This window comes from Paeniglutamicibacter sp. NPDC012692, from assembly GCF_042901625.1.
GTDB lineage: Bacteria > Actinomycetota > Actinomycetes > Actinomycetales > Micrococcaceae > Paeniglutamicibacter.
In genome coordinates, this window is record NZ_JBIBDE010000007.1 from 18,862 (window position 1) to 38,325 (window position 19,464).

The following is a 19,464-nucleotide window of genomic DNA, read 5'->3' on the forward strand; positions in this document are numbered from 1 at the left end:
ATGAGTATTTCATTCGACCACATGATCATTCCGGCCAAGGACCGAGAGGTCTCGGCGCGGTTCTTCATCGAACTCGCGGAAGCCCGCAGCATCGAAGCCCGGGAGCCCTTCGCCAACGTCGAGCTGGACGACGGGGTCATGCTCCAGTTCGCCGAGTCGCCCCTCGAATTCCCGCCGCAGCACTATGCCTTCAGGGTCGACGACGAGCACTTCGACCGCATCATGGTGCGCATCAAGGAACGCGGGCTCGAGCACTGGGCGGATCCGCTAATGACGCTGCCGGGGCAAACCAATATCGAGCACGGCGGCCGCGGGGTGTACATCCTGGATCCGGCCGGGCACTTCGTCGAGTTCATGACCCGGTCCTACCGCTGAGAAACCCGCCGCCAAATGGCGATGGCGCCCCGGACGGCATCAACCGTTCGGGACGCCACTTGGGCTCGCATCAGCCGCGTTCTTCGACCGGGGTCGTTTCCCGCGGGCCGACGGCGCGGTCCAGCGGATGCTCGATCTCGTCGCGGTACATCTTTCCGGCCAACCAGGCCACGATCCCGATGACGGGGGAGGCAACGCCGGCGATCACGAAGATGGCCCAGATCGGCATGACCGAGGCCAGCGGCCCGGCCAGCGCCATGGACACGGGCATCAGTGCCAGCGAGACAAAGAAGTCAAGCGAGGAAACACGGCCGAGCATGTGCGGCGGGACGCGGCGCTGCAGCAGCGTTCCCCAGATGACCTGTCCCAGTCCGCCGGTAATGCCCACGACAACCAGCAACGCGGCCAACTGCCACGGGGTGGTCGTCATGCCGATGAGCGCCAGTGGCAGCGTGCCGAAGCCCCAGAACATGATCATGAACGTGAGGTAGCGCCGCGGCAGCGGGAAGGACGCCGTCACCAGGGAACCAATGGCGCTGCCGATGCCGAAGGCCGCGAGCATGAAGCCGAAGGTCCGTGCGTCCCCGCCGAGCTGGTCGCCGACCACGAACGGCAGCAACACCTCGATGGGTCCAATGAAACTGAGGACCGAAATGACGGCAAAGAGCAACGTCCACAACAGCCACGGGGTGCCCAGGGTGTAGCCGACGGCTTCGCGAAGGTCCGCCAGCGCGCTCGGGCGCTTCTGGCCCGGTTCCAGATGCTCGTCGTAGGCCTTGTGGTGGCCCAGGGCGTTGAGCACGATGAACGCGACCAGGTGGCAGGCCGCGATTCCGACGATTGCCATGGGCGGGTTGAACGAGGCGACAAGCACGCCCGCAATGGCGGGTCCCGCTGCCTGTTGTAGCACCGGGCGGAACATTCCCTCCATGCCGTTGGCCGCCAGCAGGTCATCGGCGGGCAGGATCCGGGGGAGCAACGCCGAATAGGCCGGGAAGAAGAACGCGGCTCCCGCACCCTGGATGAATCCGGCTGCCGCCAGGTGCCATAGCTGGATGGTACCCGTCGAGGCGAGGACCGCCAGGGTGCTCATGACCAGAAGCGAAAGCACTTCAACGGTGATGATGATTTTCCGGCAGCTGACGCGGTCGGCCGTGATGCCGCCGATGAGCACGAATCCCAGCAGGCCGATCGAGGTCGCCGTGGCCACCACCGAAAGCTGGGCTGGGCCTCCGCCCAGGTGTCTGACTTGGTAGACCATGGCCACGGCCCACATTCCGTGGGCGAACACGCTGATCGCCATGGCGATCAGCAGGACGCGGTAGTCGCGGTGGGCGAATGGTCTAAGGGCGCGCGGGGCCATGATGTGGGTCCTGAAGCTGGTGAATTTTTCGGCGCACGGTGGTGCGACACCTCCAATCTTGTCCCAACTCATTGAGTTAAGTCAATCAGTGCTCATCGGATGATGGGTGACGAATAAGTTACCGGCGAGTAGGCTTTGGTTCATGCATCTACTTCTTCGACTTATCGTCCTGCTGACCACGGCCCGCAAGCGGCCTCGCGTGTCCATTTTCGATCCGGTCTCGACACCGATGCGCGCGATGCTGACGGACATCGACATCGCCATGCACATCAACAACGGGGTGTACTTCTCGCTCTTCGACCTCGGGCGTTTCGAGCTGATGGTGCGCTCGGGAGCCTGGGGCGTGATTCGCAAGAACAAGTGGACCCCGGTGGTCCAGGCCGAGACCGTCACCTTCCGCAAGTCCATCGTCCTCAACCAGAGGTTCACCCAGGAAACCAGGCTCATCGGCATGGACGATCGCTGCATCTACTTCGAGCAGCGGATGGTCGCCAACGGCGAGATCTACGCCCAAGCGACCATTGCCACCCGCATGGTCTCCAAGCGCGGCCCGGTCGCCAATGAGGAGATCATCGCGGCGGTGGGGGAGGAAGTCCCGGCGGACCTAGTGCTTCCCGGATGGATCGAACGCTGGCGGGAAGCCACCGCGCTGCCCGGGGCGCGCAGGCCAGCTCCGCACCAGTGGGTCTAGGAACCGGTCGCCGGGAGATGTTCCATGACGAAGTCCTCGGCAACATCAACGACCTCGCGCGTGTGCAATTGCGCGATGAAGGCCACTGGTGTTTCACCGTCGAGTCCCGGATTCGCATCCAGCATCCAGAGCGCGGCCTTCTCGCGGTTGCCGAGGTTTTCCAGCGTCTTCCACACCCTGTAGCCAAGGCGGATCCGCTGCTCCTCGACAGGCCCGGGCCCCGTTCCCTGCGGATGCGCCCACCGGTGGGGCGCGGTGTTGTCCTTGCTGTCGGCCAGGGCCTGGACGGTTGGCCCCCCGAGGTCCACGAGGAGCCTCCGGGTGAGTTCGCGGACGTCCGTCTCCGTTGACTCCACATATACAGCGCTGTGGTTTGAAGGTTTCATGACACCAGCATCGCCCTGCGGGACGCATAAATCCATGCGCGCCCGGGCCTATTTGGTGCTCCGGAGCAGAATGCCAACCAGCCAGGCCATCACTGCGGTCCCCGCCGTGAAGAAACCGATCGTTCCGAGTGTTTCGCCGTCCATCGTGAGGCCTTCCATGGTCAATGTCCCTGAACCGCGCCATTGGCGATCGCTCCGCTGGAACCAGTGAGTCATGTCCGGTCGGGCCGCGTCGAGGGGAAACAATGAATCCTCATGCTTTCCCTACGCCGAAACCGCAAACCAATACGCCCGTCGCGCGCGGGAAGGACCTAGAGCAGTGTGGCGAACCTTTCGGCGGCCGCGGTCGCTCCCGCCACGATGATCTCGTCCTCCGGGTTCAGCACTGTCTGTGGAGTGGCATAGTCCCACTCCCCGCTTTGGCGCTTGACCGCGACAACCGTGATGTGGTGTTTCGCCCTGATTCCGGTGGTGCCGAGAGGCTGGTTTTGGGCTTCGCGCGGTGGACGGGTCTTGACCATCGCAAAGCCGTCCTCGAATTCGACGTAGTCCAGCATGGCGCCGCGGACCAGGTGGGCGACGCGGCGCCCCATGTCTTGTTCGGGGTGGATGACATGCTTGACCCCGAGCTGTTCGAGGATTTGCCCGTGGGCGGTGCTCACGGCCTTGGCCCAGATTTCGGGGATCTTGAATCGCAGCAAGGCGGAGGTCGTCAGGATGCTTGCCTCAAGGTCGCTGCCGATGCCCACCACGGCCCTGTCGAATTCGTGCACCGAGAGCTGGCGCAGTACCTCCTCCTTCGTGGAGTCGGCGCGCACCACATGGGTGAGAAGGCCATTGAATGACTGGACAATGTCCTCGTCGGCGTCGATGCCCAGGACTTCCGTTCCGGACGCCGCAAGCTCCAGGGCCAGCGAGCCTCCAAAACGGCCAAGCCCTATGACGACCACCGAGTTTGCCTCGGCAATGCGTTCGAGGGATTTGGGGGAGAACAGCGGGTGCTTAGCCAATGAGTGGCCTCTCTTTCGGGAATTCGTACAGCACGGGACGCGAACGCAGGGCCAGGGCCGAGGCCAGGGTGACGGGGCCCAAACGGCCAACAAACATGAGGCCCACCAGCAGGAGTTGACCGGCTGGTGGGAGGGAAGCTGTGATGCCGGTGGACAGGCCGACAGTCGCGAATGCGGAGATTGTTTCGAAAAGCAGCTTGTCGAAGCCGAGGTCGGTGATCAGCATCAGCGCCATGGTGGAGCCGATGACCAGGGCCACCGCCAAGAGGACGATCGTGATTGCCTCGCGGTGTACGGAGCGCGGAAGTCGTTTGCCGAAGACATTGACCGCCACGCCGCCCTGGATCTCGGTGAGCAGGATGAAGAACAGGACAGCGAAGGTGGTGATCTTCAGGCCGCCGGCGGTGCCGGCCGGGCCGCCGCCGATGAACATGAGGATGTCCATGCCCAGCCAGGTTGCGGGGTCCATCTGGCCCAGGTCCAGGGAATTGAATCCCGCGGTACGGGTCATCACGGATTGGAAGAATCCGGCCAGCAACTTGTCGGCCGTGGACAGGGCGCCGAGGGTCTTGGGGTTGTTCCACTCCAGGATGCTGATGAATGCGGTTCCCGCGGCAAGAAGTATGCCCGTGCCGGCCAGGACAAGCTTGGTGTTCATGGTCCAGTGCAGGGGCTTGCGGTAGTGGCGTCCGAGTTCGAAGAGCACGGGGAAACCGAGGCCGCCGATGATGATGGCCAGAGCAATCGGCATGCAGATCCATGGATCCCCGACGAAACCGATGAGGTTGTCGCTGAACAGGGCGAACCCGGCGTTGTTGAAGGCGGACACCGAATGGAAGATCCCCAACCAGAGCGACCCGCCGAAGGAATGGCCGTAGCCGAGCCCGAACCGCAGGGCCAGCAGCACTGCGACGCCCAACTCGACCATCGCGGTAATCCGCAGGACGCCCAGCAGGACGGATTTCACGTCGCCGAAGCCCGTGCTCTTGGTTTCCGCGGCAGCCTGCATCCGGGATTTCAGGCCCAGCCGGCGAGCCATGATCACGCCCAGCAGGGAGGCGAAGGACATGATGCCGAAGCCGCCGAGCTGGATCAGGCACAAGATGGCCACCTGGCCGAACGGCGTCCAGTAGGCGGCGGTGTCAACGACCGCAAGTCCGGTGACACACACCGCGGATGTCGCTGTGAACAGCGCTTCCAGGGGGCCTGCGCCGCCGGGGCCGACCTTGGCGATCGGAAGCATCAGCACCAACGTCCCGATGACGATGGCGGTGCCGAAGCCCAGGGCGATCGCCTGGGCGGGGTGGCGGGGCAATAGTGCCCGGCCCAGGTGCCTGAACCTGTTTGCAGTGGAACGCATGAGTTACAGGGTAACCGCTGTAATCCCCGTTTTCATGCCCGGCGCAGGGAAGGCTAGCGGCAGTTCGCCGCGTGTGTCGGGAAGCGGGCCCCGGATCAGACCTTGTCGGTGTTGATGGCGGCCAATTGTTCGCGGATCCCGTCGAAGTGACTGCAGAGCAAGTCGCTGGCCAGCGCCTTGTCCCCGGCCTTCACGGCATCGAGCAGCTCGCGGTGCGAATGTGCAGTCTCGGCAAGGTGCGCCCGGGTGCTGTCCCGCGTGCCGATGCCCTGGTGGATGGTGCGGTAGACGTCCCAGAAGACGCCCAGCAGGTTGCTGAGCAGCTGGTTGTTGAGCGGCTCGAACAGGACACGGTGGAAATCCTTGTCGGCATCGACGAAGTTCTGGCCGTCCGCGGCGCGGGACTCCATGGTTGCGACGGTTGCCTCGAGCTTGGTCAGCTGCTCGGGGGTGATGGCGGAAATGGCGGATCCGATAAGCCCGGATTCCAGGGCTTGGCGCACGTCGACCAGCTCGTTGGCTTCGTGCCCCTTGTGGCGCAAGGACATCTGCCCGCGGAAGGTCAGCGAATCGGAGAGCGCCAGGAGGTTTTCCTCGGCAACGAACATGCCGAAGCCGTGCCGGATCTCCACGACGCCGAGGGCCTGGAGTACCTTGATGGCCTCGCGCAGGGTGTTGCGTCCGACTCCCAGTTCGGCCGAGAGTTCCTGCTCGGTGGGCATGGCGTCCCCGGGCAGCAGCCCGCGGTCGAGGATGAGGTCGGTGATATCGGCGGTGAGTGCGCGCAGCCGTGCATGGGCATCGAGACGTGGTGTTCGCGTGATGGTCATGTGTGCTGATACCTCCTAGTCGGGCAGGGAAATGCTCCCCGAATCCAATCATGGTCCATTGTGGACCAAAACGTGTGACCCAGTTGACTATGGGTCGTGATGCCGCTTACAGTCTATCTCACAGCATAGGACATCCTACGTCCGACTTTCTCAGTCTTGGATTTGAAAGAGGTTAGATATGACCCTGAAGGACTTGGCCAATAAGCCCCGCGGCCGCCGTGAATTTCTCAAGATGACCGGCATGCTCGGTGCCGCGGCAGCCTTCTCGGCCACGGTCGCCGCATGCTCGAGCCCCGGTGCAGCAACCGGAGGCGGCAGTGCAGCCGCATCCGGAGCCACCACCCACCTGGAAGCCGGCATCTCGTACGCCCTGTCGACCGGCTTCGACCCGATGACCTCCTCCGGCGCGACCCCGTTCGCCGCCAACATGCACATCTTCGAGGGCCTCGTCGACCTGCACCCGGCAACCCGCGAACCGTACCTGGCACTCGCCGCGGCCCAGCCGAAGCAGCTCGGCGACACCAGCTGGGAAGTCAAGCTTCGCTCCGGCGCCAAGTTCCACAACGGCGATGCCGTCACGGTCGACGATGTTGTCTACTCCTTCGAGCGCGTGCTGGACACCGCGAACGCATCGCTCTTCGCGCAGTTCGTGCCGTTCATCAAGACCGTCAAGGCCAAGGGCGACGACACCGTCGTCTTCACGCTGAACTACGCCTTCCCGCTCTTCCCGACCCGCATCTCCGTGGTCAAGATCGTCCCGAAGAAGCTGGCCTCCGCGGACCAGAAGGCCTTCGACGCGGCCCCGGTCGGCTCCGGCCCGTACAAGCTGGTCTCGGCGACCAAGGACGACAAGATCGTCTTCGAGAAGTTCTCCGACTACAACGGCGCCTACGCCGCCAAGGCAGAGACCATGACCTGGTACCTGCTCTCCGATGCGGCCGCCCGCGTCACCGCCGCCGAATCCGGCCGCGTATCGGTGATCGAGGACGTGCCGTACCTGGATGTCGAGCGCCTCAAGTCCAAGATGAACGTCGAGTCGGTGCAGTCCTTCGGCCTGCTCTTCCTCATGTTCAACTGCGCCGAGGGCCCGTTCGCCGACAAGCGCGTGCGCCAGGCCTTCCACTACGCCACCGACACGCAGACGATCATCGACCGCGCGCTGCTGGGCAACGCCAAGCCCGCGACCTCCTACGTGCAGGAAACCCACCCGCAGTACGTCAAGGCCTCGAACGTCTACGGCTACGACCAGGCCAAGGCCGAGGCCCTGCTCAAGGAAGCCGGCGTCACCACCCTCGAATTCGAGCTGCTGACCACCGACACCTCCTGGGTCAAGGACATCGCCCCGCTGCTGCTCGAGTCCTGGAACAAGCTTCCGGGCGTCAAGGTCACCATGCAGAACCTGCAGTCCGGTGCGTTGTACACCGACCACGTGGACACCGGAACGTTCCGCGTCGTCGCTGCCCCAGGCGACCCGTCGGTCTTCGGCAACGACCTGGACCTGCTGCTGAGCTGGTGGTTCCGCGGCGATGTCTGGCCGACCAACCGCTTCCGCTGGTCCAAGGCCGCCGAATACAAGGCGCTGCAGGGCATGCTTGACACCGCGGTGAAGGCCAAGGACGAGGCCGCCGCCACCAAAGCCTGGACCGAAGCCATCAACCTGATCTCCGACCACGTGCCGCTGTACCCGGTGCTGCACCGCCAGCTGCCGACCGCCTGGAACGAAAAGTCGGTTGAAAACTTCAAGCCGCTGCCGACCACCGGCGTCTCCTTCGTCGGAGTCTCGCCGAAGGCCTAACCGCCTCCCGTACTTGCGTGGCGCGCCCGTTGCATCTTCCCCAGCTTGCATCGGGTGCGCCCCGCACCCCCCTGACAATTTGTTGCCTATCCATCGGAGTCCTTGAGTGGGAACCCTCCTACGGCTACTGCTACGTCGCCTCGCCGCACTGCCCCTGATGATCCTGGGAGTCACCTTCCTGGTGTTCATCATCCTCAAACTTTCCCCCGGTGACGAGGCCACGTCCGCGCTGGGCGAAGGCGCCTCCGAGGCGGCCAAGAACGCCTACCGCGAAGAGCGCGGGCTCAACGCGCCGCTGGTCATCCAGTACGTCGCCTTCCTGGGCCGGCTGGTCACGCTGAACTTCGGCATGACCACCCCGCCGGAGCGCCCGGTCGGCGAAATGATCGCCAACGCCTTCCCGCTGACCCTGCAGCTGACCTTCTACGGCGTGCTGATCGCCGTGGTCATCGCCCTGGCCTTCGGCGTCACGGCCGCCCTCTACCGCGACAAGATGCCCGACCAGCTGGTCCGCGTCTTCTCCATCGCCGCGGTGGCCACCCCGTCCTTCTGGCTCGGCATCCTGCTCATCCAGTGGCTGGCCCTGGGCGCGAACCCGCTTTTCCCCTCCGGCGGCGCGGCCCCCGAGGGATCGGGCATCGGCGGCTGGCTGGCCCACATGACGCTTCCGGCGCTCGCCCTGGCCATCCCGGTCTCCGCCTCGCTGATCCGCGTGGTGCGCACCTCCATGGTCGAGGAACTGGACAAGGACTACGTCCGCACCGCGATTGGCAACGGCGTGCCGCGCGGCGAGGTGCTCACCCGCAACGTGCTGCGCAACGCGCTGGTCACCCCGGTCACCGTGCTGGGCCTGCGCATCGGCTACCTGCTCGGCGGCGCCGTCGTGATCGAAATGATCTTCTCGCTGCCCGGCATGGGCCAGCTGATCATGAACGGCATCACCAACTCCGACGTCAACCTGGTCCAGGGCGTGGTGCTGACCATTGCGGTCACCTTCGTGCTGGTCAACATCGTCGTGGACCTGCTTTACCTGCTCATCAACCCGCGCATCAGGACGGTGTAACTCTTCATGGCCACCCTTGCCCCCCGAAACGGCCTGGTCGCACGCCTGAGCTCCGGAACCACGCGCTTCACCGCGCTGCCGCTCGGCTCAAAGATCGCCCTGGCCTTCCTGGTGCTGATCTCCCTCGCGGCTATCCTTGCCCCGGTGCTCGCCCCGCACGACCCGCTGGCCTCCGGCATCCCCGCCCGCCCGCCGAGCGCCGAGAACCTCTTCGGCACCGACCGGCTGGGCCGGGACATCTTCTCCCGCCTGCTCTTCGGCGCCCGCTCCTCGCTGCTGATCGGCATCGGTTCCGTCGCCCTGGCCCTGGTCATTGGCGGCCTGCTCGGTGCGCTTGCCGCGACGAGCGCCAAGTGGGCCAACGAGACCATCATGCGCATCATGGACATGCTCATGGCGTTCCCCGGCATCGCGCTTGCCGCGGCCCTGCTGGCCTCGCTGGGCAACTCGCTGCCGGTGATCATCCTGGCCATCGCGGTGATCTACGTGCCGCAGATCGCCCGCGTGGTCCGCGCCAACGTGCTGGCCCAGTGGGGCGAGGACTACGTCCGCGCCGAACGGGTCATCGGCGCCGGCCGCTTCTACATCCTGGGCGGCCACGTGCTGCGCAACTGCGCCGCCCCGGTGCTGGTGTTCGCCACCGTCATGGTCGCCGACGCCATCATCCTGGAGGCATCGCTCTCCTTCCTGGGCGCCGGCATCCAGGACCCGGCACCGAGCTGGGGTAACGTGATCGCCTACGGCCGCACCCTGGTGCTCAACGGCGCCTGGTGGGCCACCACCTTCGCCGGCCTCACGATCCTGCTCACGGTGCTGGCCCTGAACATCCTGGCCGAGGGCATGACCGACGCCCTGGTGAACCCCAAGTCCACCAAGAAGAGCGCCTCGACCTCGGAAACCGCGGCCGCCAAGGCCGCCAAGCCGGCCGTCGACACCGCCGCGCTGGAACGCCTGCGCGGGGAACTGGCACTGCTCTCGGAGACCGAGTCCCGCCGCACCGACCGCCTGGTCCTTGGGGCCGGCGACAACGCCGCGGGGGAGCCGAAGGTCATCCTCGAGGTCAAGAACCTCTCCATCCGCTTCCCGGCGCGCTTCGGCGACACCCGGATCGTGGACAACGTCTCCTTCACGGTGCGCGAGGGCGAGACCATGGGCCTGGTCGGCGAATCCGGCTGCGGCAAGTCGATCACCTCGCTGGCGATCATGGGGCTGCTGCCCGACACCGCCAAGATCACCGGCTCCATCAAGTTCGGGGACAAGGAATTGCTGCCCGAGGGACCCGACGGGTTCGCGCTGGCCGGCGACGAGAAGGTCTACAGGGGCCTGCGCGGCGAACAGATCGCCATGGTCTACCAGGACGCGCTGTCCTCGCTGAACCCCTCGATGCTCGTGGGCGACCAGCTGCGCCAGCTGACCAAGCGCAACGGCCGCACCAGCCCCGAGGAGCTGCTCCGTCTGGTCAAGCTCGACCCGGTGCGCACGCTGCGCTCCTACCCGCACGAGCTCTCCGGCGGCCAACGCCAGCGCGTGCTGATCGCCATGGCGCTGAGCCGCAAGCCGAAGCTGGTGGTCTGCGACGAGCCGACCACCGCGCTGGACGTCACGGTGCAGAAGCAGGTCGTGGACCTGCTCAACGAGCTGCGCGAGCAGCTGGGCTTCGCGATGGTCTTCGTCAGCCACGACCTGGCGCTGGTGGCCTCGCTGGCGCACCGCGTCACCGTGATGTACGCCGGCCAGGTCGTCGAATCCGGACCGGTTCCCGCGGTGCTCAAGGCCCCGGCCCATGAGTACACCCAGGGCCTGCTCGGTGCCGTGCTGTCGATCGAATCGGGCGCCGAGCGCCTGCACCAGATCCCCGGTTCGGTGCCCTCGCCCTACTCGTTCGCCGCGGGGGACAGGTTCGCCGAACGCTCCCAGCGCGCCGACGCGGATCCGAACACGCCCACCGACTTCGTGCCGGCCAGCTCCGAGTCGGAGCACTTCTGGGCCAGCCACGAAACAGTTTCCCAGGGAGGCCACCAGTGAGTGCCGATACCAACACCCCGGTCGTCGAGCTGCGCGACATCCACGTGCACCACCGTGCCCGCGGCGGCAAGCTCTTCTCCCCGAACATCGTCCGTGCCGTCAACGGGGTGGACTTCTCCGTCTCCCGCGGCGAGACCGTGGGCATCGTGGGCGAATCCGGCTGCGGCAAGTCGACGCTGGCCTCCGTGCTGGTCGGCCTGCAGGAGCCGACCAGCGGACAGGTGCTCTTCCGCGGCAAGGACGCGGCCAAGCGCAACGCGGCCGGCCGCAAGGAGTTCGGCCGCTCCGTGGCCGTGGTCTTCCAGGACCCGTCGACCGCGCTGAACCCGCGCATGACGATCCACGACATCCTCACCGACCCGCTGAAGATCCACGGCATCGGCAACGAGGCTTCCCGCGCGGCCAAGGTCGCGGACCTGCTCTCCGTGGTGGGCCTGCCCGCCTCGGCCGCCTCCGCGATGCCCAACCAGGTCTCCGGCGGCCAGCGCCAGCGTGTTGCCATCGCCCGGGCCCTGGCCCTGGACCCGGACATCATCGTGGCGGACGAGCCGACCAGCGCGCTGGACGTCTCGGTGCGGGCCCAGGTGCTGAACCTGCTCACGGACCTGAAGGCCTCGCTGAACCTCGGCATGGTGTTCATCTCCCACGACATCCAGACCGTCCGCTACGTCTCTGACCGCATCTGCGTGATGAACGCCGGGCAGATCGTCGAGCAGGGCACGGCCGCGCAGGTCTTCGAAAACCCGACCAACGACTACACCCGCACGCTGCTCGGCGCGGCCCCCTCGCTCCTGCAGCTCTAGCACCCCAAGCCCGGCTGGCGGTGCGCGTGCCCCACACATTCACGCGCACCGCCCGCCACCCCCATGCAGCACCCCCTTTAGAAGAAAGATTTTCTCGTGGCATTCGCAAACAACCCCAAGTACACCGGCGTCATCCCTCCGGTAGTCACCCCGCGCACCGCGGATGGCGCCATCGATATCCCGGGTCTGCAGGCCGTCGTCGAGCACCTGATCACCGGCGGCGTCACCGGCCTGTTCGTGCTCGGTTCCTCGGGCGAGGTCCCGTACCTGACCAACGCCGAGCGCGCCCTGGTGGTCTCCACCATCCGCGAGGCCAACGCCGGCCGCGTGCCGCTGATCGTCGGCGCCAACGAGCAGACCACCGAGCGTGTCATCGAGGAAGGCCGCGCGATGATCGAGCTCGGCGCCGACGCCCTCGTGGTCACCACCCCGTACTACGCGCTCTCCAACGCCGCCGAGGTGGAGGCCCACTTCCGCGCCGTCCACGCCGCGCTGCAGATCGACATCTTCGCCTACGACGTGCCGGTCCGCACCCACGTCAAGCTGTCCGTCGCCACCGCCGTGGCGCTGGCCAAGGACGGGGTGATCGTCGGCGTGAAGGACTCCTCCGGCGACGACGTCTCCTTCCGCCAGCTGCTGCTGGCAACCCGCGACATCGAGGGCTTCTCCGTCTTCACCGGCCACGAGGTCGTCGTCGACGGCGCCATGCTCGGCGGCGCCCACGGCGTGGTCCCGGGCCTGGGCAACGTCGACCCGGCCGGCTACCGCCGCCTGTTCGACGCGGCCGTTTCCGGCGACTTCGCCACCGCGGCCAAGGAGCAGGACCGCCTGACCGACGTCTTCGAGATCGTCTACACCCCGGATTCCTCCCGCGTGTCCGGCGGCGCCGCCGGCCTGGGCGCCTTCAAGACCGCACTGGTCGCACTGGGCGTCATCGGCTGCAACAAGATGAGCACCCCGATGGAGGACCTGAACGAGGCCGAGGCCTCGGCGATCTCCGGCATCCTGACCCGCACCGGACTGCTCTAAACCCCGATGGATCAAGCAACAGCACAGATGCGTCCCGAGGAATCGGGGCGCATCGCCGCGTTCGGCATCGATCTGGGCGGCACCAAGATCGCCGCGGGCCTCATCGACGCCGCCGGCACGGTCCTGGCCTCCGCCTCCGCACCGACCCCCGCCACGGAGGGCGCCGAGGCGGTGCTGGATGCCGTCGCCGGGCTCGTGGAGACACTGCTTGCCGGACCGGAAGCCGCCGGCCTGCGGATCCGCGGCCTGGGCATGGGAGCCGCCGGGGTCATCGACAACGGCAACGCGCGCGTGCTCTCGGCCACCGACACCATCGCGCACTGGGCGGGCACCGACCTGGCCGCGGGCCTGCTGGCCCGCACCGGGCTGGACGTGCGCGCCGTCAACGACGTGCACGCGCACGGGCTCGGCGAGGCCTGGTGCGGCGCCGCCGCCGGCAGGGCCAACGCCCTGCTGCTGGCCGTCGGCACCGGCATCGGCGGCTCGCACCTGCTCGGCGGGGTTCCGCAGACCGGCGCGCACCACGTCGGCGGGCACATGGGGCATTTCGCCTCCCCGCTGGCCACCGGCGTCCGCTGCTCCTGCGGGCGCACCGGCCACCTGGAGGCCATCGCCGCGGGGCCGGCCATCCACCGCAACTACCTGCGCCTGGGCGGGGACCCCTACGTCGCGGACACCCGCGAGCTGACAGCCCTCGCCCGTGCGGGGGACCTGCTGGCCGTCCAGACGCTGCGCACCGGCGGGCTCGCCGCGGGCATCGCGGCCGGCTCGCTGGCGAACATCCTCGACCCGGAGCTGATCGTGCTGTCGGGCGGGATGTCCGGCGCCGGGGACCTCTGGTGGGACGCCGTGCGGGAGGGGTTCGCCGCCGAGGCGATCGACCCGTTGCAGCAGCTGGAACTGGTTCCGGCGGCCCTCGGCAACGACGCAGCACTCATCGGCGCGGCAGGGCTCTTCCTGGCGCCGCTTACCCCGAAGGACCGGACATGCTCTTGACCCCCAGCGAACTCGAGGCCCTGCGCGGGCGCCTGATCGTCTCCGCCCAGGCCTACCCGGGCGAGCCCATGCGCACGCCAACCACGATGGCGCAGGTCGCGGCCTCCGCCGTCATCGGCGGGGCCGCTGCGGTGCGTGTCCAGGGCATCGCCGACGTGCAGTTCACCCGCAGCGCGGTGGAGGTGCCCGTGATCGGGCTCTGGAAGGACGGGCACGACGGCGTCTTCATCACCCCGACCGCGCGCCACGCGCTGGCCGTCGCCAACGCCGGGGCACACATCGTCGCCCTGGACGGCACCCGCCGGGAGCGCCCGGACAAGCTCACCCTGAAGCAGACCATCGACATGGTGCACGAGCAGTCGCACGCGCTGGTCATGGCCGACTGCGGCTCGCTGGCCGACGCGCTGAACGCCGTGGAGGCGGGCGCGGACCTGATCGGCACCACGCTGGCCGGCTACAGCGGGGAGCGGCCCAAGACCGAGGGCCCGGACCTGGACCTGCTGGAGGCCATCGCCGCGGCGGGGCTGGAGGTGCCGCTGATCGCCGAGGGCCGCATCCACACCCCGGCCCAGGCCCGCGCGGCGCTTGACGCCGGCGCGTTCGCGGTGGTCGTCGGCACGGCCATCACGCACCCGGCCAGCATCACCGGCTGGTTCGACTCGGCCATGCGGGCGTAGCGTACCGGTTCACTTCCCGGTCAGCCGGTTCAGCGCCGCCGCCCGATTGCGGTGGCCGACCAGCTCGTCGAGGATGATGGCCGCCGCCGGCGTCGCCAGGATCAGCGCCAGGCACAGGGTCAGCGGCAGCCCGGCAATGGCCAGGACGATCGCCGCGGCGCTGCACACCAGCAGCGCCGCGGCGAGCCACAGCTGCAACGGGTCCACGGCCACCATGTAGGCGTGCAGGAACGTCAGCACCAGCGCGAACACCGCCACCGGTACGGCCACCGAGGCCACCACCCCCGCCTCGCCGATCACGGTCTTCCCCTCCAGGTAAAACGCGTAGACGCGCAGCCCGACGCCGGTGGCGGTGATCGACGCGAAGAGCAGCATGTGGGCGTAGCCGAACACGAACGATCGCTCACGCCGGGCATGCAACGCGGTTCCGGCCGGGACCATGAAGTAAAGCCACCACATGGCGAAAGCCAGCCCGGTGCCCGCCAGCCCCACCACCACGGTGTCCAGGCTCCAGCCGCTGCCGGACACCACTGCCCGCAGGGCCGTGACGGTGCCGACCAAACACTCGCCCAGCGCGATGATGGCCAACAGACTGTAGCGTTCGGCAATGTGGTGCGCATGCCAGGGGGTCCGGGACTTCCGTTCGGCGATCACCGGTGTCGCCATTTCAAGGATGAACAGCGGGGCGGCCATCAGGAACATCTCCCAGACGCCGGTGTCCACCAGGATCACGACGATCCAGCCGACCTGTGCCACCGCGAGGTACCGCGCATAGCCGAGGCACGTCGAGCGGCGCTGCGGATCCTGCTTGGCGGCCCGCAGCCACTGGAATATCAGCGGCACGCGCATCACCACGTATCCGAGCACCATCACCCGGTTGTCGACGTGGATGCCCTGCTGGATGGAGGCAAACATGGGTTCCAGTCCCATGGCCAGAATCAGCACGCCCGCCATCTGGACCATTGTCACCAGACGGAACACCCAGTCGTCGGTGTCGTAGGCGCTGGCGAACCAACTGAAGTTGATCCATGCCCAGATGACGGCGAACATGGCAAAGCAGAAGCTGACGACACCCGTTCCCACATGGCCCTTGGCCAGGCTTTCGGCAAACAGGTTCGCGGCGACGCCGAAGGCAATGGCGAACGTCAGGTCGAAGAACAACTCCAGCGGCGTGGACACGCGGTTTTGCTCGTGGGGGTCCCTGCCTCCCATGCGTGCCATGGCGTGCCGCAGCGGATTGTCGCTCATGGATGTCGCTCCCTCCCATGCCTCAGATGTCGTTCCTGTTCCCCATGATGCGCCATTTCCCGCCACTGTCGAAACAAGCAGGCATCGCTCCATGGAAGTTCCGCTTGCTGTACTTCGCATGTGCGTCGATGATGCAATGGGTTCATGAACGAAGCACTGCGCACACTCGGCGTGACGGGTTCCAGCGGCGTCCTTGGCGGGATCGTGGCAAGCACGTTGTCCAAGCTGGGCATCGAACAACGCCTGCTGCTGCGCACTCCAAGCAAGGCACCGCATCTGGCCGGGGCCACGGTGGCGGCGGCATCCTACGAGAACACCGCCCGAACACGCGACGCCCTCTCCGGGATCGGCACCCTGTTCATGGTGTCCGCATCGGAGAGCGCGGATCGCCTGGACCAGCACCGCGCATTCATCGATGCGGCGGTGGCCTCGGGGGTAAAACACGTGGTGTACACGTCGTTCATGGCAGCGGCGCCCGATGCGGTCTTCACCCTGGCCCGCGACCACTACGCCACCGAGGAATACCTCAAGTCCTCCGGGATGGCATGGACGTTTCTGCGGGACAACTTCTACGCCGACTTCATGGGCGCCATGGTCGGTGAGGACGGTGCAATACGGGGACCGGCAGGCAAGGGCCGGTGCTCGATCGTTGCCCGCACGGATGTTGCCCGAACCACCGCAGTCATCCTGCAGGAACCGAGCAGGCACGCCGGCCGGAGCTACGACCTGACGGGCCCCGAGGCGCTGTCCTTCCCTGAAATCGCCGGGATTCTCAGTGAGGTGGGCCGTCGCGAGGTGAACTTCGTGGACGAAACCCTGGATGAGGCCTACGCGTCGCGCGCCGCTTACCAGGCACCGGACTGGCAGGTCGATGCCTGGGTTTCCACCTACACCGCAATCGCGTCGGGCGCGCTCGAACCGGTGAGCGGTGACATCGAGTCCATTACCGGCCAAGCGCCGATGGGACTGCGAGATCTACTGCGTTCCACGGTCTCTTGATCCGGTCTTGCTGACAAACGGGGACTCCTGGATGACCAGACCAATTGTCGAAGATCTGTTCGTTGATTGATGATCCAACGACCAAACCGTCGGTACTATTTTCTATAATTTAGGTATGACAACGAGGTCAGAAACGGGTGGTCTTGGGGGCGGTTCGGAAACCGGTCCTGAAGACCTGACCTATGAGTATCTGGCCGAACAGGGCATCGACTTGCGGCTCTTCCTCCAGCAGGCGCTGAACGCCGAGGGCATCGACGGATTGCGGGCCATCTCGGCAGCCTTGGACCACACGCGCATTTCCACGGCGTCCTATGAACGGGTCGAAAGCATCGCCGCGCTGGAGGAACTCAAGTCCAGCGCCTGCGCACTTCAGGCAAAGACCACTTGCGTTTACGACGATGAAGTTGCCGAACGCCGTGCAGCCAAAGGAGAACGTGCGCTCAATCCAAGTTGGGGAGTGGGGCCGGAGATCGCTTTTGCCCGTCACCAACCGCCACGCACCGGAGCCCAATACCTGGACTTTTGCCATGTTCTCACCGATGACTTGGTCTTTTCCTACGATGCCTTGCATCGCGGAGTGATCACCGAGGCGGAAGCCTTCATTGTCGTCAAGGAAACGCGCGGACTTACCCCGGAACAACGCGGAGAAATCGACATTCGGCTCTTCTCCGAGGGCCATCAATGCTTCGGGCTCGGGGGCAAGAAGCTTGCAGCCATGGTCCGGGAATGGGCGCTGGCGTACGGGTCGGAAAAAGAAGTCGACCTTGAAGCCAATGCCGCGAAGGAACGCTACATCAGTATTTTCCCCATCGACCGCCACCGAATGAAAATCACCGGGATCCTACCCACCGAATACGGGGTGTTGATCTCCCAAGTACTTGAGAGCCTGGTTTCCAGCGCAAAAGTACAAGGCGACGATCGATCTCGTCAGCATTTGGCAGTTGATTCGCTTCTAGAGCGTTTGACCGGTTTGGACAGTCCCACTGCGATTCCCATCCAGCTGGGGTTGGTCATGACAGATCGGACGCTCTTTCAAGGACACTCCGAGCCGGCGCTCCTGCAAGGCTATGGAATCATCTCCGCACAGAAGGCCCGCATGCTCATCAAAGGCAGCGAAGAGAACCCCAACGAGTTGGAGCTCTGGCTGCGGCGCCTTTATACGGCGCCGGGAACCGGTGACCTCATTGCGATGGATTCGGCGCAACGACTCTTTACCGGCGGGCTGAAGAAATTCATCAACATTCGCGACCAGTTCTGCAGGTCGCCGTTTTGCGATAGTCCGATCAGACATCTGGACCACGTGGTTCAAGCCGCCCGGGGAGGGCCTACCTCGGTCGAAAACTCGGGCGGATCCTGTGTTTTCTGCAACCAGACCAAGGAATGTCCGGGCTGGAAAGAAGAGACAATTCCGGGCCCACGGCACACCAAACGAGTCACAACGTTCAGCGGCCACACATATGAATCAACGGCGTTGCCCCTGCCTGGAACCAACCAATACAACGTCCGCCCCGCCTCGCCGCACAATCGACGGTAAAAGGAGCGACCGATGGAGGCAACGGGAATGCCACCTATTGAGGCTTGCGGGCCTCGATAAGGAAACGCGTGGAGTGCGCCACGAACGGCCCCTCCGAAACGATGAGATCGTGCATCTCACGGAGCCGCGGGAGGTGCGCCTCGACAGTGAAGCCCGGAACCATCCAAACGACCATCCGCAGGAAATAGACCACCGCACCGATGTCTTGGAATTCAAGACGCAGTTCTTCGAGCCGCAGATCGGTGATTTCAAGTCCGGCATCCTCCGCGGCCTCGACATCGAAGTCCGGGTGGCGGCTTAGCCGTACTTCCTCGGGCTGTTCACCCAGGAAGTATTCAACGATTTCAAAGACGCTGTGCGGGCCCACATGCTGCGCCAGGTAGCTCCCGCCGGGACGAAGCACACGGGAAATTTCCTCCCAGTAAACCTCCACGGGATGGCGGCTGGTGACCAGGTCGAAGGCGGCATCACCGAAGGGGAGCGGAGGTTCCGGCGAATCCGAAACGACTGCAACGCCCCGGGGGTGGAGCAACGCGGTGGCCTTGGCAATGTTGGGTTCCCAGCCCTCGGTCACCACCATGAGCGGCGGATGGGTGGGAATGCCGGCGATGACCTCGCCGCCGCCGGTCTGCAGATCCAGCGCGGCGGAAACAACGGGAAGACGTTCGGCCAGGAGCCGGGAGTATCCCCACGACGGGCGTTCTTCGGTGGCTCGACCCTCAAACCACGAAAAGTCCCACCCATCGATGGGTGCATTTGCGGCCTCGGAGACAAGCTCCTCAAAGGTGCGACTCATGGCTGGTGATTTTCCGCGTTGGCGATAAGTATGTCCCGGGTGATCTCGAGCTGCCCCAGATGCTGGCAGAGTTCCTCGAACACATGGAGCAGCACGCCATTCGTGGTTGCCGCCCAGAAAGCCTCACGGCCCTCTGGCACAAAAACCGGTGCGGCCGCCGGATCCACCGAGAGGACATCGGTCATGAATTCCTCGCGGACGCCAGCGGCCCGGGCCAGGAGTTCGGCCACCGGACCAACTTGCGTGAATTCCGCGTCACGATCGCGGTGAATCTCGATCCCGCGATTCACCGTGCTGCTCCAGCGGCGCATCATCCCGAGGCAGTGGTTGAGGATGCCGTAGGGGGTGTTGGCCCCCGGCAGGGCCGGGGCCCGCGTGGCAAGTTCATCGCCCAATGCCGCAACGATCCGGGTCATCCCGTCGAACTTCAGCAACGAAAATTCAAGGAGCAGATGGTCACTGGGAACAGACTGCGGCATTGACG

The 19,464-nt window shown here is 65.8% G+C and carries 19 protein-coding genes; 11 read left to right on the forward strand and 8 right to left on the reverse strand.

Going from position 1 to position 19,464, the window contains the following annotated elements:
* A complete protein-coding gene (locus ACFY5D_RS19330) occupies nucleotides 1-375 on the forward strand; it encodes a VOC family protein (RefSeq protein ID WP_387533710.1) in 375 nt (124 codons plus the stop codon).
* A gap of 70 nt (nucleotides 376-445) precedes the next feature.
* Here ACFY5D_RS19330 and ACFY5D_RS19335 read toward each other — a convergent pair whose 3' ends face one another.
* The gene (locus ACFY5D_RS19335) at nucleotides 446-1,738 is read right to left on the reverse strand and encodes an MFS transporter (RefSeq protein ID WP_387533995.1); all 1,293 of its coding nucleotides are present in this window, start codon (nucleotides 1,736-1,738) and stop codon (nucleotides 446-448) included.
* Between the two features lie 142 nt (nucleotides 1,739-1,880).
* On the opposite strand from ACFY5D_RS19335, the gene ACFY5D_RS19340 reads away from it, so the two are divergent.
* Nucleotides 1,881-2,429, forward strand: a complete 549-nt coding sequence (locus tag ACFY5D_RS19340) for an acyl-CoA thioesterase (RefSeq protein ID WP_387533712.1) — start codon at nucleotides 1,881-1,883, stop codon at nucleotides 2,427-2,429.
* Here the strand turns inward: ACFY5D_RS19340 and ACFY5D_RS19345 are convergent.
* The 4 genes from ACFY5D_RS19345 to ACFY5D_RS19360 all read right to left on the reverse strand — a co-directional run bounded on the left by ACFY5D_RS19345 (nucleotide 2,426) and on the right by ACFY5D_RS19360 (nucleotide 6,015).
* Entirely contained in the window at nucleotides 2,426-2,815 is a 390-nt protein-coding gene (locus tag ACFY5D_RS19345; RefSeq protein ID WP_387533714.1) for a hypothetical protein, read from the reverse strand. The two genes, ACFY5D_RS19340 and ACFY5D_RS19345, sit on opposite strands and share 4 nt — an antisense overlap.
* Before the next feature lie 311 nt (nucleotides 2,816-3,126).
* On the reverse strand, nucleotides 3,127-3,825 hold the full coding sequence (locus ACFY5D_RS19350; protein ID WP_387533716.1) for a potassium channel family protein: 699 nt from the start codon (nucleotides 3,823-3,825) through the stop codon (nucleotides 3,127-3,129).
* The gene (locus tag ACFY5D_RS19355) at nucleotides 3,818-5,185 is read right to left on the reverse strand and encodes a TrkH family potassium uptake protein (RefSeq protein WP_387533718.1); all 1,368 of its coding nucleotides are present in this window, start codon (nucleotides 5,183-5,185) and stop codon (nucleotides 3,818-3,820) included. The genes ACFY5D_RS19350 and ACFY5D_RS19355 overlap by 8 nt, the downstream gene beginning before the upstream one ends.
* A 95-nt stretch (nucleotides 5,186-5,280) precedes the next feature.
* Nucleotides 5,281-6,015: a FadR/GntR family transcriptional regulator gene (locus ACFY5D_RS19360; protein WP_387533720.1), complete on the reverse strand. Its 735-nt coding sequence runs from the start codon at nucleotides 6,013-6,015 to the stop codon at nucleotides 5,281-5,283.
* 178 nt (nucleotides 6,016-6,193) lie between these two features.
* On the opposite strand from ACFY5D_RS19360, the gene ACFY5D_RS19365 reads away from it, so the two are divergent.
* The 7 genes from ACFY5D_RS19365 (at nucleotide 6,194) to ACFY5D_RS19395 (ending at nucleotide 14,403) form a co-directional block, all read left to right on the forward strand.
* Nucleotides 6,194-7,810 (forward strand): ABC transporter substrate-binding protein, encoded by a 1,617-nt coding sequence (locus ACFY5D_RS19365; RefSeq protein ID WP_387533722.1) that lies wholly within the window; start codon nucleotides 6,194-6,196, stop codon nucleotides 7,808-7,810.
* A 106-nt stretch (nucleotides 7,811-7,916) separates the two neighbouring features.
* A complete protein-coding gene (locus tag ACFY5D_RS19370) occupies nucleotides 7,917-8,873 on the forward strand; it encodes an ABC transporter permease (protein WP_387533724.1) in 957 nt (318 codons plus the stop codon).
* Nucleotides 8,874-8,879: 6 nt separating this feature from the next.
* Nucleotides 8,880-10,898: a dipeptide/oligopeptide/nickel ABC transporter permease/ATP-binding protein gene (locus tag ACFY5D_RS19375; protein ID WP_387533726.1), complete on the forward strand. Its 2,019-nt coding sequence runs from the start codon at nucleotides 8,880-8,882 to the stop codon at nucleotides 10,896-10,898.
* Nucleotides 10,895-11,701, forward strand: coding sequence for an ABC transporter ATP-binding protein (locus ACFY5D_RS19380; protein ID WP_387533728.1), 807 nt, complete (start codon nucleotides 10,895-10,897; stop codon nucleotides 11,699-11,701). The genes ACFY5D_RS19375 and ACFY5D_RS19380 overlap by 4 nt, the downstream gene beginning before the upstream one ends.
* Before the next feature lie 96 nt (nucleotides 11,702-11,797).
* The gene (locus tag ACFY5D_RS19385; RefSeq protein WP_387533730.1) at nucleotides 11,798-12,730 is read left to right on the forward strand and encodes a dihydrodipicolinate synthase family protein; all 933 of its coding nucleotides are present in this window, start codon (nucleotides 11,798-11,800) and stop codon (nucleotides 12,728-12,730) included.
* Between the two features lie 6 nt (nucleotides 12,731-12,736).
* Nucleotides 12,737-13,726, forward strand: coding sequence for an ROK family protein (locus ACFY5D_RS19390; protein ID WP_387533732.1), 990 nt, complete (start codon nucleotides 12,737-12,739; stop codon nucleotides 13,724-13,726).
* Nucleotides 13,717-14,403: an N-acetylmannosamine-6-phosphate 2-epimerase gene (locus ACFY5D_RS19395; RefSeq protein ID WP_387533734.1), complete on the forward strand. Its 687-nt coding sequence runs from the start codon at nucleotides 13,717-13,719 to the stop codon at nucleotides 14,401-14,403. Before ACFY5D_RS19390 ends, ACFY5D_RS19395 begins: the two co-directional genes overlap by 10 nt.
* A gap of 9 nt (nucleotides 14,404-14,412) precedes the next feature.
* Here the strand turns inward: ACFY5D_RS19395 and ACFY5D_RS19400 are convergent, their stop codons facing one another.
* Entirely contained in the window at nucleotides 14,413-15,651 is a 1,239-nt protein-coding gene (locus ACFY5D_RS19400) for a low temperature requirement protein A (protein WP_387533736.1), read from the reverse strand.
* 144 nt (nucleotides 15,652-15,795) lie between these two features.
* Here ACFY5D_RS19400 and ACFY5D_RS19405 point away from each other — a divergent pair, with 144 nt between their 5' ends.
* Together ACFY5D_RS19405 and ACFY5D_RS19410 are read left to right on the forward strand one after the other, a co-directional pair.
* Nucleotides 15,796-16,650 (forward strand): SDR family oxidoreductase, encoded by an 855-nt coding sequence (locus tag ACFY5D_RS19405; protein ID WP_387533738.1) that lies wholly within the window; start codon nucleotides 15,796-15,798, stop codon nucleotides 16,648-16,650.
* Nucleotides 16,651-16,765: 115 nt separating this feature from the next.
* On the forward strand, nucleotides 16,766-18,184 hold the full coding sequence (locus tag ACFY5D_RS19410) for an HNH endonuclease (protein ID WP_387533740.1): 1,419 nt from the start codon (nucleotides 16,766-16,768) through the stop codon (nucleotides 18,182-18,184).
* A gap of 34 nt (nucleotides 18,185-18,218) precedes the next feature.
* On the opposite strand, the gene ACFY5D_RS19415 is transcribed toward ACFY5D_RS19410, so the two are convergent.
* Nucleotides 18,219-18,980, reverse strand: coding sequence for a methyltransferase domain-containing protein (locus ACFY5D_RS19415; RefSeq protein WP_387533742.1), 762 nt, complete (start codon nucleotides 18,978-18,980; stop codon nucleotides 18,219-18,221).
* Entirely contained in the window at nucleotides 18,977-19,459 is a 483-nt protein-coding gene (locus tag ACFY5D_RS19420; protein WP_387533744.1) for a DUF664 domain-containing protein, read from the reverse strand. The genes ACFY5D_RS19415 and ACFY5D_RS19420 overlap by 4 nt, the downstream gene beginning before the upstream one ends.
* Nucleotides 19,460-19,464: the final 5 nt, after the last annotated feature.

What these genes read in the sequence shown, in the direction of transcription:
- ACFY5D_RS19330 (WP_387533710.1), top strand. Translation starts at nt 1, where the DNA reads ATGAGTATTTCATTCGACCACATGATCATTCCGGCCAAGGACCGAGAG.
- ACFY5D_RS19335 (WP_387533995.1), bottom strand. Translation starts at nt 1,738, where the DNA reads ATGGCCCCGCGCGCCCTTAGACCATTCGCCCACCGCGACTACCGCGTC.
- ACFY5D_RS19340 (WP_387533712.1), top strand. Translation starts at nt 1,881, where the DNA reads ATGCATCTACTTCTTCGACTTATCGTCCTGCTGACCACGGCCCGCAAG.
- ACFY5D_RS19345 (WP_387533714.1), bottom strand. Translation starts at nt 2,815, where the DNA reads ATGAAACCTTCAAACCACAGCGCTGTATATGTGGAGTCAACGGAGACG.
- ACFY5D_RS19355 (WP_387533718.1), bottom strand. Translation starts at nt 5,185, where the DNA reads ATGCGTTCCACTGCAAACAGGTTCAGGCACCTGGGCCGGGCACTATTG.
- ACFY5D_RS19360 (WP_387533720.1), bottom strand. Translation starts at nt 6,015, where the DNA reads ATGACCATCACGCGAACACCACGTCTCGATGCCCATGCACGGCTGCGC.
- ACFY5D_RS19365 (WP_387533722.1), top strand. Translation starts at nt 6,194, where the DNA reads ATGACCCTGAAGGACTTGGCCAATAAGCCCCGCGGCCGCCGTGAATTT.
- ACFY5D_RS19375 (WP_387533726.1), top strand. Translation starts at nt 8,880, where the DNA reads ATGGCCACCCTTGCCCCCCGAAACGGCCTGGTCGCACGCCTGAGCTCC.
- ACFY5D_RS19390 (WP_387533732.1), top strand. Translation starts at nt 12,737, where the DNA reads ATGGATCAAGCAACAGCACAGATGCGTCCCGAGGAATCGGGGCGCATC.
- ACFY5D_RS19395 (WP_387533734.1), top strand. Translation starts at nt 13,717, where the DNA reads ATGCTCTTGACCCCCAGCGAACTCGAGGCCCTGCGCGGGCGCCTGATC.
- ACFY5D_RS19400 (WP_387533736.1), bottom strand. Translation starts at nt 15,651, where the DNA reads ATGAGCGACAATCCGCTGCGGCACGCCATGGCACGCATGGGAGGCAGG.
- ACFY5D_RS19405 (WP_387533738.1), top strand. Translation starts at nt 15,796, where the DNA reads ATGAACGAAGCACTGCGCACACTCGGCGTGACGGGTTCCAGCGGCGTC.
- ACFY5D_RS19410 (WP_387533740.1), top strand. Translation starts at nt 16,766, where the DNA reads ATGACAACGAGGTCAGAAACGGGTGGTCTTGGGGGCGGTTCGGAAACC.
- ACFY5D_RS19415 (WP_387533742.1), bottom strand. Translation starts at nt 18,980, where the DNA reads ATGAGTCGCACCTTTGAGGAGCTTGTCTCCGAGGCCGCAAATGCACCC.
- ACFY5D_RS19420 (WP_387533744.1), bottom strand. Translation starts at nt 19,459, where the DNA reads ATGCCGCAGTCTGTTCCCAGTGACCATCTGCTCCTTGAATTTTCGTTG.